This window comes from Pararhizobium sp. PWRC1-1, from assembly GCF_049897905.1.
Lineage (GTDB): Bacteria > Pseudomonadota > Alphaproteobacteria > Rhizobiales > Rhizobiaceae > Pararhizobium.
Window position 1 is genome coordinate 1 of sequence record NZ_JAFCXE010000001.1, and the last position, 13,047, is coordinate 13,047.

At 58.9% G+C, this 13,047-nt stretch carries 14 protein-coding genes; 7 read left to right on the forward strand and 7 right to left on the reverse strand.

The window, feature by feature from the left end:
- The 4 genes from ACP7E0_RS00005 to ACP7E0_RS00020 form a co-directional block, all read left to right on the forward strand.
- Window positions 1–366 (forward strand): SDR family oxidoreductase (locus ACP7E0_RS00005; RefSeq protein ID WP_426122144.1); only part of this gene is annotated, 366 nt, incomplete at its 5' end.
- Between the two features lie 27 nt (window positions 367–393).
- Complete coding sequence (locus ACP7E0_RS00010; RefSeq protein WP_426122145.1) at window positions 394–1,878, forward strand: mannitol dehydrogenase family protein; 1,485 nt, start codon at window positions 394–396, stop codon at window positions 1,876–1,878.
- Window positions 1,879–1,959: 81 nt separating this feature from the next.
- The gene (locus tag ACP7E0_RS00015; protein WP_426122146.1) at window positions 1,960–2,655 is read left to right on the forward strand and encodes an HAD family hydrolase; all 696 of its coding nucleotides are present in this window, start codon (window positions 1,960–1,962) and stop codon (window positions 2,653–2,655) included.
- Complete coding sequence (locus ACP7E0_RS00020; RefSeq protein ID WP_426122147.1) at window positions 2,655–4,235, forward strand: FGGY-family carbohydrate kinase; 1,581 nt, start codon at window positions 2,655–2,657, stop codon at window positions 4,233–4,235. The genes ACP7E0_RS00015 and ACP7E0_RS00020 overlap by 1 nt, the downstream gene beginning before the upstream one ends.
- A 254-nt stretch (window positions 4,236–4,489) precedes the next feature.
- Here ACP7E0_RS00020 and ACP7E0_RS00025 read toward each other — a convergent pair whose 3' ends face one another.
- Both ACP7E0_RS00025 and ACP7E0_RS00030 read right to left on the reverse strand, forming a co-directional pair.
- Window positions 4,490–5,503 carry an HWE histidine kinase domain-containing protein gene (locus ACP7E0_RS00025; RefSeq protein WP_426122148.1) on the reverse strand — a complete coding sequence of 338 codons (1,014 nt, stop codon included), beginning with the start codon at window positions 5,501–5,503 and terminating at the stop codon, window positions 4,490–4,492.
- A gap of 192 nt (window positions 5,504–5,695) precedes the next feature.
- Window positions 5,696–6,493 carry a response regulator gene (locus ACP7E0_RS00030; RefSeq protein ID WP_426122150.1) on the reverse strand — a complete coding sequence of 266 codons (798 nt, stop codon included), beginning with the start codon at window positions 6,491–6,493 and terminating at the stop codon, window positions 5,696–5,698.
- 142 nt (window positions 6,494–6,635) lie between these two features.
- Here ACP7E0_RS00030 and ACP7E0_RS00035 point away from each other — a divergent pair, with 142 nt between their 5' ends.
- From ACP7E0_RS00035 to ACP7E0_RS00045, 3 genes are all read left to right on the forward strand, one after another.
- Entirely contained in the window at window positions 6,636–6,830 is a 195-nt protein-coding gene (locus tag ACP7E0_RS00035) for a NepR family anti-sigma factor (RefSeq protein ID WP_426122151.1), read from the forward strand.
- Window positions 6,831–6,838: 8 nt separating this feature from the next.
- A complete protein-coding gene (locus tag ACP7E0_RS00040) occupies window positions 6,839–7,393 on the forward strand; it encodes an RNA polymerase sigma factor (RefSeq protein ID WP_426122153.1) in 555 nt (184 codons plus the stop codon).
- A 183-nt stretch (window positions 7,394–7,576) separates the two neighbouring features.
- Window positions 7,577–9,079, forward strand: a complete 1,503-nt coding sequence (locus ACP7E0_RS00045) for a sensor histidine kinase (protein ID WP_426122154.1) — start codon at window positions 7,577–7,579, stop codon at window positions 9,077–9,079.
- 20 nt (window positions 9,080–9,099) lie between these two features.
- Here ACP7E0_RS00045 and ACP7E0_RS00050 read toward each other — a convergent pair whose 3' ends face one another.
- The 5 genes from ACP7E0_RS00050 to ACP7E0_RS00070 all read right to left on the reverse strand — a co-directional run bounded on the left by ACP7E0_RS00050 (window position 9,100) and on the right by ACP7E0_RS00070 (window position 13,044).
- Complete coding sequence (locus ACP7E0_RS00050) at window positions 9,100–9,582, reverse strand: hypothetical protein (RefSeq protein WP_426122156.1); 483 nt, start codon at window positions 9,580–9,582, stop codon at window positions 9,100–9,102.
- 66 nt (window positions 9,583–9,648) lie between these two features.
- The gene (locus tag ACP7E0_RS00055; protein ID WP_426122157.1) at window positions 9,649–10,044 is read right to left on the reverse strand and encodes a hypothetical protein; all 396 of its coding nucleotides are present in this window, start codon (window positions 10,042–10,044) and stop codon (window positions 9,649–9,651) included.
- Between the two features lie 143 nt (window positions 10,045–10,187).
- The gene (locus tag ACP7E0_RS00060; protein ID WP_426122158.1) at window positions 10,188–10,976 is read right to left on the reverse strand and encodes a heme ABC transporter ATP-binding protein; all 789 of its coding nucleotides are present in this window, start codon (window positions 10,974–10,976) and stop codon (window positions 10,188–10,190) included.
- 9 nt (window positions 10,977–10,985) lie between these two features.
- Complete coding sequence (locus ACP7E0_RS00065; protein ID WP_426122995.1) at window positions 10,986–12,095, reverse strand: FecCD family ABC transporter permease; 1,110 nt, start codon at window positions 12,093–12,095, stop codon at window positions 10,986–10,988.
- Window position 12,096: 1 nt separating this feature from the next.
- On the reverse strand, window positions 12,097–13,044 hold the full coding sequence (locus tag ACP7E0_RS00070) for a heme/hemin ABC transporter substrate-binding protein (protein WP_426122159.1): 948 nt from the start codon (window positions 13,042–13,044) through the stop codon (window positions 12,097–12,099).
- Window positions 13,045–13,047 lie beyond the last annotated feature (3 nt).

The following is a 13,047-nucleotide window of genomic DNA, read 5'->3' on the forward strand; positions in this document are numbered from 1 at the left end:
AATATGGCAAGTCAGGCGGGGCGGCGGGGCGAAGCTCTTGTCGGCGTCTATTGCGCCACCAAGGCGGCGGTCATCAGCCTGACCCAGTCGGCAGGACTGGACCTCATCAAGCACGGCATTAACGTCAATGCGATTGCGCCCGGCGTCGTCGATGGCGAGCATTGGGATGGGGTCGATGCGATGTTTGCCAAATACGAAAACCGTCCGCTTGGAGAGAAAAAGAGGCTTGTCGGTGCCGAAGTTCCGTTCGGACGCATGGGCACGGCCGACGATTTGACGGGCATGGCGGTCTTCCTTGCCTCCGCAGACAGCAGCTATGTCGTTTCGCAGACCTACAATGTCGACGGCGGCAACTGGATGAGCTGAGCTCACAGCACGTCGAAAGGAATGAACATGACGACCAAACTCTCGCTCGCCAATCTTACCGCCATCAAGGCGACCGCCGCGATCCCGGCCTATGAACGCTCGGCGCTCAAGGCGGGCATCGTCCATTTTGGCGTCGGCAACTTCCACCGCGCCCATCAGGCAATCTATCTCGACGATCTGTTCAACACCGGTAGCGACCACGACTGGGCGATTATCGGGGCAGGGGTTCTGCCGTCCGATGAGGCGATGCGGGCGAAGCTCGAAGAGCAGGATTTCCTGACGACGGTGGTCGAGCAGGACAACAACAAGAGTGCTGCGCGCGTCACCGCGCCAATGATCGACTATCTGCGGCCGGGCAATGGTGCAGCGACGATTGCTGTGCTCGCCGATCCGGCGATCCGCATCGTGTCGTTGACGATCACCGAGGGCGGGTATTTCATCGATCCGGCATCCGGCCTGTTCAACCCAAAACATCCGGCCATCGTCGCCGATAGCCAGAACTCAGGCGATCCGAAAACGGTTTTCGGCCTGATCATTGCCGGGTTGAAAGCCCGCAAGGAGAAAGGCATCGTGCCGTTCACGGTGATGTCCTGCGATAATATTCCAGGCAACGGCGAAGTCACCCACGCGGCCGTTTCCGGTCTTGCACGGCTGTCCGATCCGGTGTTTGCCGAGTGGATCGAGGCCAATGTGGCGTTTCCAAGCGGCATGGTCGATCGCATCACCCCGGCGACCAGCTCGCGTGAAGTCGGCATCGTCGCCGATGATTACGATATTGACGATAACTGGCCGGTTTTCTGCGAAGAGTTCAAGCAGTGGGTGCTGGAGGATCATTTTCCGGCCGGGCGCCCGGCGCTTGAAAAGGTCGGTGTCCAGTTCGTGCCGGATGTCGCGCCCTACGAACATATGAAGATCCGCATCCTGAACGGTGGCCATGCGGCCATCGCCTATCCGGCAGCGCTTCTCGATATCCATTTCGTCCATGAGGCGATGGAGGACAAGACGGTCTGCGCCTTCCTGGCGAAGCTTGAACAGGACGAGATCATCCCGGTCATCCCGCCGGTGCCGAACACCGATCTGATTGCCTATTTCAAGAAGGTCGAGTCGCGGCTTTTCAATCCGAAGATCGCCGACACTATCCCGCGCCTGGCGCAGGACGGTTCCAACCGGCAACCGAAATTCATTCTGCCGACGACGGCTGACCGGCTGCAGCGTGGCGAGGACGTTGTCGGCCTTGCGCTGGTGTCGGCGCTCTGGTGCCGGTACTTTGCGGGAACCACCGATAGCGGCAAGCCGATCACCTTCAACGATGCCAGCGCCGACCGGCTTCATGGGGCAGCGATAAAAGCAAAGGATGATCCACAGGCCTTTCTTGCGCTTTCGGACATCTTCGGCGATGTTGCGCAATCAACGCTGTTCCAGAAACGGTTCGCACATGCACTGCGCACACTCTGGGACAAGGGCACGCGGGCAACGCTGCAGCTCTATCTCGACGGAAAACTTGGAGAATGACCTCATGACGCTTCAGCCCCCGGGGTACGTCGTGGCCTCAGCATGCGGCCACTCTGGCGGGCAAGCGGTGGTCTGACGCATATGAATACGCATCCGCCAAAGCTGGTGATTTTCGATTGCGATGGGGTTCTGGTCGATAGCGAACCGTTGTCGCTTGATGTGCTGGTTCGTGTGTTGCGCAATGCCGGTGTCGACATGGATGCCGAAGAGGCAACCGAGCGGTTCCTGGGCAAGAGCCTGCAGACCATGTCGGATATCCTGCATGAGGATTACGGTCTTGCGGTGGACGATCATTTTCTGGAGCAGATGCGCCTTGATCTCTACCAGCGGTTCCGTCAGGAATTGCAGCCCGTGGCCGGGATCGCCTCGGCGCTTGATCAGCTCGATCTTCCCAGATGCGTCGCTTCGTCAAGCCAGATGGAGCGTATCCGGCTTTCGCTGACCATCACCGGACTGATCGACAAGCTTGAGCCCTATCTGTTCAGTTCCAGCATGGTCAAGCACGGTAAACCGGCACCGGATCTCTTCCTGCATGCCGCAGCCGAAATGGCGACGCCGCCGGAAAATTGCATTGTGGTTGAAGATAGTCCGGCCGGGATCGAGGCGGCCAAGGCTGCGGGCATGCGGGTTTTTGCCTTTGCCGGTGCCTCTCATGCAAAGTCCGAGCGGCATTTGGATTCCTTGCGGCGGCTTTCGCCTGACGTGCTGTTTGACGACATGCGGGAATTGATCCATTTTGTCCGTAAAGAACAAAGGGATGGGAACGCAGGGCTCTGATGGCTGATTTGATTGTTGCTGTCGATGTCGGAACCGGCAGCGCTCGCGCTGGTATTTTCGATCGGCATGGCAGGCAGCTGGCCCGCGCGGATTATCCGATCGCGATGAACCGGCCTGAGGAAAATCACGCTGAGCACGATTCCGAGAATATCTGGTCTGCCGTCTGCATCGCCGTCAAGACGGCCCGTGCCAAGGCGGGGGTGCCTGCCGAAGCCATCGCCGCGATCGGCTTCGATGCGACATGCTCGCTGGTCGTGCGGGACAAGGATGGCGCGCCTCTCTCCGTCAATCGCAAAGGCGATCCGCGCTGGGACACGATCGTCTGGCTCGATCATCGGGCGTTGAAACAGGCGGATTTCTGCACGGCCACCAAGCATCCTGTGCTGGATCACTCCGGCCGGGTCATGTCGCCCGAAATGGAAATGCCGAAGCTCATGTGGCTGAAGCAGAATCTTCCGCAACAGTGGGAAAAGGCAGGATATTTCTTCGATTTGGCTGATTTCCTGTCCTGGCGGGCGGCCGGAAATGCGGCCCGTTCGCGTTGCACACTGACGGCAAAGTGGAACTATCTGTCTCATAAGGAAAACGGCTGGCAGGATGAGTTTCTGCAAAGGATCGGGCTTGAGGATCTGCGCGAGCGCGGCGGGTTGCCGGCAAAGACGGTACCGGTCGGACAATCGGTTGGGCATTTGACGGCTGCGGCTGCAGCTGAACTCGGCCTGCTTGAAAGCTGCAGGGTGGCAACGGGACTTATTGACGCCTATGCCGGCGCGATTGGTGTGCTCGGGGAATTTGCGGGAGAGCCGGATAGGCTGGAGCGGCAGCTTGCCCTGATTGCTGGCACCTCCAGTTGCATCGTCGCCTTTTCCAAGGAAATGAAGCCGGGCTTCGGCATGTGGGGGCCTTATTTCGAGGCGGCTTTTCCAGATACCTGGCTGATCGAGGGTGGGCAATCGGCAACCGGCGCGCTGCTTGATCATGTGGTGCGTAGCCACAGCGCCGGTGGCGAGCCGGATGCCGAGGTTCATGCGCGGATCGTTCTTCGCATCCAGGAACTGCGCGCAGCTTACGGCAGCGAGTTTGCAGCGCGCCTGCACGTTCTACCGGATTTTCATGGGAACCGTTCGCCGCTTGCCGATCCGCATGCGCTTGGTGTCATCAGCGGCCTGACGCTGGATAGCTCGTTCGATGCGCTCTGCCGTTTGTATTGGCGAACCTGCGTCGCGATAGCGCTCGGAATCCGTCACATTCTCGAAATGATGAAAGAGGCGGGTTACGACCTCGATACGCTGCATGTGACCGGCGGTCATGTCCGCAACGCGCTGCTGATGGAGCTTTACTCCGATGTAACGGGCTGCACGGTCGTTGTGCCAGAAACCAATGACGCTGTCCTGCTCGGAACCGCAATGGTCGCGTCGGTGGCAGGCGGTCTCTATCCGGACCTTGGAGCCGCAGGGCCGGCCATGTCTCCCGGTGGACATGCGCGTTATCCCAACCCCGACCTGCGCGACGTTTACGATCGCGATTACCGCAAGTTCCTTAGCCTTTACCGGCATCGTGCCGAGTTGGATGCGCTGTAAAACCGGCGAAATTTATAGGCCTCAAAAAAATGAAAGCGGTGCGGAACTTTTTGTTTGCCGGCCCGTTTCTGTGATGTCTGGATAGCGGTTCGCATCGCCCCCAATGGGAACCCCAATATAAACGTCCAGCATTCAGCTCACACGCCCCCTCGGTGAGTTGTCAATATCAGCCAGTGCCTCCCCCGGCGCTGGCTGTTTTTTGATCATTTTTCTGGCGTGCGTTTAGCTTGCAGGCGATACCCGGCTTTACCGCATCACATCTCGTCGATGATTTCGTATTCCCGTGATGGAATGGTCAGGCGATACTCGATGTGATCGGGTGCTGTCAGATACATCGCTTTGCCACCAATCGCCACGGGTACGACACGCTCCAGTACCGTGCGTGCAAATGTATGTTCGTCCGCTTCCCGCTCTGTTGCCGCAGCCGGCAGATGCTCAACCCAGGCCAGCTCAATGGCCGTATTTCCGTCAAGCAGCGTTTCGAAACAGTCGATCGCCAGAGAGTTTACGCCCGCCGAGATCGCGCCGTAGGATGCGGAATTGACGATGAGTTCGTGCAGTGCAAGGCCAATATGCAGTGTGGCGTTGGGAGAGAGATGCGCATTGATGCCGGTGATCGCGATCGGTGTTTGGGAATCCGGCCAGTAGGCGCTAAACTGCCGCTCGGTCAATGAAAACAGATAGGCGCCGCGCCAGCTGGAATCGGTGACGAGGTCCTGCGAATAGGACAGCGACTGGATACGGCCGCGAAATTTGGTAAGGAAATAGTCGAGCGACAGGGCTTGGCGGGCCGTCTGTGTTGCAATCCCCTGAATGATGGCGAGCAGGTTCTTGGAGCGATGACTGAGTTCGCGCAGCAGGGTTTTCAGGATGCGCTCTCGGTGCCGGCTCTCCGAGATATCAGTTATCACCGAGAGAATTCCGGTCATGTCGGACGTGTCGACACGTTCGATATCGATCCGGTATGTCAGCACTCCAGTAGCGGCCGGTACATCAATTTCCGTTGAAGCGGGCGTGTTACTGCCAGCGACGCTGCGTTTCAGGGCAATCAGGCGAGCGCCATCATCTGCACCAAAAACGGTTTCGTCTGCCTGAGTTGCCATTGCCAGAAGCTTCAGTCCGTCAGGCAGGTTTCCGGATAGAACCGTGTCGAGATTGTCCGATTGGTAGACATAGCCTGAGCCCGATTTCTTCAAAACCAGCTCCATCAGGACCCTGCTTACCGTGGCGCCGGTCTTGATCGGGGCTGAATTGCCTGCATTGCCCACGCGAAGCGCCTTCCATTTTCTGATCGATTCTCCGCATTATTCCCGTACTCAGGAAACACGGGCAGATCCGATCGGCATTCTGACCGGAAATGGGGCCGGTTCTCGTGCCTGTATGTTTACACGGGCGCCGGGTTTACCCCCGTGTCCTTTTTCAATGAAACGGTTCAATCGCCATTTCGGGCAAAACCGATCTCAAGCGGCCGCCGCCTTGGTGGATTCGTTGAAGAACAGCGCCTGGCTGATCAGCGCCTTGACCATATCCGGGTTAAACGGCTTGGTGACGAGGAACGTAGGCTCCGGCCGTTCACCGGTAAGAAGGCGTTCTGGGAATGCGGTAATGAAAATCACCGGAATGGCCGTGTTCTTCAGGATGTCGTTGACAGCGTCAATACCGGAGCTGCCGTCGGCCAGCTGGATATCGGCAAGCACCATGCTTGGCCGCGTCGCCTTGAACAGGGCCACCGCCTCGTCACGGGTGCGCGCAATGCCGGTGACCTTATGCCCGAGGCTCTCGACCATCTGTTCGATGTCGATCGCAATCAGCGGTTCGTCCTCGATGATCATAATGTCGGTCGCGACCTGACGCGAAATTTCCTCGGAGGCTCGTTCAAGCAGCTGGTTCATGCCGCTCTCGGTGATGCTCAAAACTTCCGCTGCCTCGCTGGTGCGGAAGCCTTCGACCGAAACGAGCAGAAATGCCTGCCGGGCGAGCGGCGAAACGGATGCGAGATTGATCGATGCCCGTTTTTCCCAGGCAAACGGCGAAACTGGTTCCGGGATCAATACAGAGGATGAGCCGAACAACTTGGTATATAGCTGAAAGAGTGCAACCCTGTCATTGCTTGCCTCAGGAAATATGGTGACATCTGCAATCAGCGCTTCCAGAACGGCTGCGACATAGGCGTCGCCCGAAGTCTGCGATCCAGTCAATGCGCGGGAGTACCGGCGCAAATAGGGCAGAAACGGAGCGATCCGGGTGGAAAGTGACATATAATAACTCCCTCAATCTGGCCGTGGTTTTGGCCATGACAGACTAGAAACGCGACCCGAAAAAAAAGGTTCCTTCCGGTGGAACAAATTTTTTCGCGGTGCATTCTATTGCCAGATGAACTGCTGAAGGTATTTTGACTTTATGACCTACAAAACTGGGGCAGGGCGCGAGACTATGATGTCTGTGCGTGCCGATAATCCGAACGCGCAGATCGCCACAAAGCTCCGCGCGCTTTATCTTTCCGTTCAGGAAGAGGCTGTTCCGGACAGGTTCCTCGATCTGCTTGAGAGACTCGATGCAGTCGAGCGTCAATCGATGCCGGATGTGGCAGAATGAGTGGCGGAATGACGGACGAAAAGCCCAGTTTCAAGCGTGAAATGCTCGCAGCCCTCCCGAGCTTGCGCGCCTTTGCCATGTCGTTGATCGGCCGGCACGACCGCGCCGACGATTTGGTCCAGGATACCATCATGAAGGCGTGGGCCAAGCAGGACCACTTCGAGATGGGGACTAATATGAAGGCGTGGCTTTTCACGATCCTTCGCAACGAACTCTACAGCCAGATGCGCAAGCGTGGCCGGGAAGTTCAGGACAGCGACGGTTACTTCACCGAATCCCTTGCCCAGCACCCCGCGCAGTATGGATCGCTGGATCTTCAGGATTTCAAGCGTGCTCTCGAAACGCTGCCACCGGATCAGCGTGAGGCAATCATTCTCGTCGGCGCTTCCGGGTTTTCCTATGAGGAAGCAGCGGAAATCTGCGGCTGCGCGCTCGGGACGATCAAGAGCCGTGTCAACCGCGCCCGCCAGCGTCTTCAGGACATTCTTCAGGTGACGGGTGAAAACGAATACGGCCCTGACGCTACATCCGCACCGATCACGTCGAGGGCATTCGTTTCTTGATAGCAAATGTGCCGCTTTCCGCATGTCTTTTCTCAATATTCGGATGACGATCTTTGCGTGACGCAATCGTGACGAACGGCATGATTGTGTCACGTGCCACAATCGTGCAGACACTGGACGAAGGCGCTGCGGAGGATTGGTAAAACCGGCACAAACGGCGCCTCCGGCTGGGTGTAGAAATTCATGAACCAACCACACGATGATCAGGTTGCGGTAACGACCATCTTGGCCTCCACCCAGAGGCTTGAGGTTCTGAACACCGTTGTTCCCAATATGGACAAGCCGGATGCCGATTTTCGGGGTATTGCGGAAATCGCAGCCGGCCTCTTCGAAGCGCCGGTCGCATTGGTAAGTCTGATCGGCGCCACCGATCAGTGGTTCAAGGCTGCAGTGGGTACCGATGAGATACATGCGCCTGCGGCCGACTCGTTTTGCCTGCACACGATCGCTGGACCTGCCGACGGTGCGTTGATCGTTGCGGATGCGGCGACCGATCTGCGTTTTTCCAGCCAGCCGCGTGTGGTTGCTGCGCCGTTTTTGCGATTCTATGCAGGTGTCCCGCTGCTCATCGACGACCAGCCCGTGGGAACGATCTGCGTTTTTGATGTCAAGCCGCGTCACCAAATGGAGCCGCAACTCATCGTTCAACTGCAACGATTGTCGCGTGTCGCGTCTTCTCTGTTCAAGCTGAAGCACGAAGCGCATCAGCGGGCGTTGAAGGAAGCGGCATTGTCGCGCGAAGAGCAGCGGCACGCGATGGCGCTTGATGCTGCCAATGTCGGCAGTTGGCTGTGGGATATCCGCTCCGGCAATGTTTCCTGCAATGAACCGATGTTGCGCATGTTCGGTATGAAGCCGGGCAAAACTGTCCAGGCAAGGGATATCTTTGGAGCCATTCATCCCGAAGACCGCATTGCAACGCTGTCAAAGCTGCGCGCGGCGATGACGCAGGATGAGGAATATGATGGAACGTTCCGGGTTGCTCAAAGTGGGCGCTGGCTGCTTGGACGCGGCCGTGTCCACGAACGCGACGCCAATGGCAAGCCAACACGTTTTCTCGGCATCAATATAGATGTCACCGAAGAGCAGGGATCGACACAGCGAACCCGGCTTTTGCTGCGCGAACTCAATCATCGGGTAAAGAACACGCTGGCTATGCTGCAGGCTCTGGCGCGCCAGACGCTGCGCCAGACCAGCGATCCGCAGGAATTCATGACGGCATTTGCTGGAAGGCTGCAGGCGATTTCCGAGGCGCATGGGTTGTTGTCGGATCATGAATGGGGTGCAATCCGTCTTTCGGCGCTCTTGGCCAAACAATTGGCACCGCATGTACGCGACTATGAAACGCAGATTGAAATTCACAAGGACGAGATTTTGCTTGGGCCGGACCAAGCCGTCGGGCTCGGGCTTGTCTTGCATGAGTTGGCAACCAATGCCGCTAAATACGGATCGCTCTCAGTTGCGCGAGGCAAGGTGGTGCTCACCGCGCGCAGTGTCGATGAAGACGGTCGCCGCATCCTGCATTTGACATGGACAGAGGTCGGTGGCCCGCCGGTTCAAGAACCAACGCGCCGCGGGTTTGGTTCGATCCTGATCGAGCGAAGCCTGGACAAGGTGATGGGCAGCTCGGTCAAGGTCGAGTATTTGCCCGCGGGGTTGACGGCGATTGTCCGTCTTCCCCTCTGACGTCTTTGTCCGTTTACCGGTCAACCATGATCTTTGTCGCCGGGTTTACGCATCAATCCTAGAACGGTGCCGACACCGACTGCGAGTCCCGCTGCCAGTAGCGGTTTTCTCCGGAAAAGGGTGAGCGCCGTGGCAATGGCAAAGGTGGTCTGCGCCTGCGATCGGCGGCGCTTGTCGGCGGCAATGCGCTGGTCGCGTGCATTGAGAGCATACATGATGCCAACGATGACGAGCCCGATCACCAGGGAAACGGCACCAAGAATAACCGTCGCCAGAACGGGCGTATAAACGGCACTCAGATAGATGGCGCCGGCCACCGCTGCGAAAATATAAGCTGTCAGGAAAAACAGCGATGCAACGAGCCACATTGCTCCGTTTCGCTTGTAGCGTGATACTGTGACACCGACGTCCGTCACCACGAGAGCCGAGAGCATTGCGGCCAAGGGACCCATTTTTTTCTCCAGATGGCAGAAGCAGATAAGGGAAAGGCTGGCCGTCAACAATGTTGCATCGCCAGCCTTTTATCGAGATGGCAACCGCTACCGGCTGCCGGCTCGTCAATCCTGCTTTTAGCGGCGGATAAGGGCCGCGACGAGAAGGCCAAGCGCTGCGGCGGCACCAAGGGTGGCAACGGGATGATCACGAACGGTGCGGCGAACCTGCTTCTCAGTCACTGAGTAGCGGCTGCGCAGTTCGGCAAAAAGCGCTTCGCCATTTTCCAGAAGGTCCTGCAATCCAGCTTCGGCCTGATCGCGTGCATCGTGAGCCCGCTCACGGACATCTCTGGATGCGTCAGAGGCTCTTGCACGCAAATCTTTCGATGTTTCTGCGCCGCGCTGGGAAAGGAGTTTTGCGAGCGCTGCGATCTCGTCGCGGATGTCGCTGATCTGATCTTCGATCGGTGCATCGAGCAAGCTGCCATTGCGCTTCTTTGCGCTCGAGCCGGAAAATAGACCTGTAGCCATGGAGAAAGCTCCTTCATGCGGCGGAAGCGGGCCAATGCCCGTCCCGGAGTGCGGTCGTACCGACACGTGAAATCATCACCGTGTCAGCGGTTCGCCACATCAACGCTCAAGGACGGGTTTGGTTCCATCGCAGATGGCACAACCTAATGAGCGGCCGTATGCGGCAGGACGAACGGTGTGTTGCTCACGGGGGTGGTGTTGACCCGCATGGCACAGCCGAACACCGCTTCCATCACGGCATCGGTCATGACGTCGTTCGGATGCCCTGTTGCATGGACGCGTCCGGCCTTCATCATGATCATCCGGTCGGCAAACATAGCAGTGAGGTTGAGGTCGTGCATGATGGCGATGACGCCCCCGCCGCGTTCGCAGAAATTGCGGGCGAGCCGCATGATTGTCAGCTGGTGGCGGATGTCGAGGCTCGACACCGGCTCGTCAAGCAGCAGGAACGCAGGCTCGCCGTGCTGCACCGGCTCCCAGATCTGACACAGGGCGCGAGCAAGCTGCACGCGCTGCTGCTCGCCGCCGGAAAGCTCCTGGTAGAAGCGGCCGGCAAAACCCGACAGGTCGACCGCCTCCAATGCGTCGCGGGCAATCCGGTCCGTTTCCCCGGCATCCGCCTTTGCTCCGACCGAGAGGCCCATGCGGACGATTTCGCGGACGGTGAAGGGAAAGGAGATGACGGTGGACTGGGGCAGCACCGCACGCTTCAGTGCCAGTTCCCATGGCTTCAGCGTCACAATATTGTGGCCGTTGATACTGACGGTGCCCTCATAGGGCAGTTCGCCGGCAATCGCTTTGAGGCTTGTGGTCTTGCCCGAGCCGTTGGGGCCGACGATGGCCGTCAATTGCCCCGCTTCGGCGTCGATGCTGACGCCGTGCAGGACCGGCTTGCCGGAAAGCCGGACAGATAGATTTGTGGCCTTGATCATGGTCTGTCCTCAAAGCCCCATGTGGGAGCGCCCACGCAGGAGGATCCACAGGAAGAACGGTGCGCCCGCGAAGGCCGTGATGATGCCAATGGGCAACTCAGCCGGCGGGACGATGGTGCGGGCGATCATATCGGCAAAGATCAGCAGCGTGCCACCGAGAAGGGCAGAGGCCGGCAGCAGATAGCGATGGTCCGGGCCGATCAGCATTCGAAGCACATGCGGCACGACAATGCCGACGAAACCGATGCCGCCACTGACGGCGACCGAGGCGCCAGTCGAGGCAGCGACGCTGACAATGGCGATGTTTTTCAGCCGCTGTACGGGGATGCCCATGTGAAACGCTGCCGCTTCTCCAAGTGTTAGCGCATTGAGCCCGCGGGCCAGAAACGGAACGACGGCGAGCGACACAAGGATGATCGGTCCCGCCGACAGGATTTTCATCCAGTTCGCACCGGCCAGCGAGCCGAGGCCCCAAAAGGTCAGGTCGCGCAACTGCTTGTCATCTGCCATGAAGATGAGAACGCCGGTGACAGCGCCTGCGAGCGCACCAAGCGCGATGCCGGCAAGCAGCATGGTGGCGACGGATGTCTGGCCACTGCGGGTGGCGATCTTGTAGAGCAGCAACGTTGTGACGAGGCCGCCCGAAAAAGCCGCGACCGGCAGTGCATAGAATCCGAAGATCGCAAAGAGCGGACCGAAGAAGGTGCTGCCGAGTACGATCAGCAGCACGGCGCCGAGGCTCGCGCCAGAGGAGACGCCGACCAGCCCCGGATCGGCCAGGGGATTGCGGAACAAACCTTGCATGACTGCGCCGGAAACGGCGAGCGAGGCACCGACCAGCATGCCAAGCACAGCGCGCGGCAGCCGGATATCCAGGATGATGATGCGGTCGCGGATGCTCAAGACCTGCTCGGCGCCCTCCATGCCTAGGAGCCAGCGCAGTACGTTACCGAGCGAGGCATCGGCGGCACCCGTCATGATCGAGGCTGAAAACATCAGCACGGCGATCACGATGAGGACAACGATCAACAGCTGTGCGAGCCTTGACCGGTCGCCCATATGCCAGTCGGATATCAAGCGTGCCGCATAGGACCGCGACCGGCCGTCATCCGCCGTCATGTTACTGGGATGCATTCGGTTTTCCATAGATGGCGCTCGTCAACTCGCGCACGGCGCTCGCGGTGCGGGGCCCGAAGCCAAGCAGATGCAAGCCGTCCATACGAATGACCGTCTTATTTTTGGCAGCTGGCGTCAGGCTCAGTGCGGGGTGTGCAAAGAGCTCGTCGTCGCTGGCCGAATGGCTACCGCGGCGCGTCATCATCAACACCACATCGGGCTTGGCTTCGATGATCGCCTCGTCGGTCAGCGGCTTGTAACCCTGAAAGCCGCCCGTCGCATTCACAGCGCCGGAGAGCGCGATGATGCCGTCCGCCGCGGTGCCGCTACCGGAGGCCATGACCTTTCCGCCCTGCGCGCTCAGGATAAACATCACGCGTTTGCGCTCGCTTTCCGGACGTTTGGCGGTTTCGGCAACGGCCGCATCGAGATCGGCTTTGACCTGATCGGCAAGGGCGGATGCTTTTTCCGGTACGCCGAGAAAGTCGCCGACATTGCGGATTTTCAACAGGATTCCGTCGCGATCGAATTTTTCCGGAACCGTCTGAAAGGGGATACCGGCATTCTTGAGAACGGCGAGCGTTTCGGGCGGGCCGCTGCCTTCTACGGCGAGGATGGCGCTCGGGTTGATGCCGATCACGCCTTCCGGCGACAATTGCCGCATGTAGCCGACGTCCGGAAGCTTGGTCGCTGCTTCCGGATAAAGGCTGGTTGAGTCGCGGCCAATGAGTTTGCCTTCTTCGCCAAGCGCATAGATGATCTCGGTTACGTCACCACCCACGGAGACAAGCCGGGACGTATCGACCTTCTGCATTTCCTGCGCGACGGCCGTGCGGATGAAAGACGCCCCATCCGGCAATGCGGCCGGCAGGACGAACGGCGTGGAAGCTGCGAAAATTGCCAGCGCCAGTTCCCACGAACGCAGCCGGCGGAAATCATAGGACGTCTTCATGAC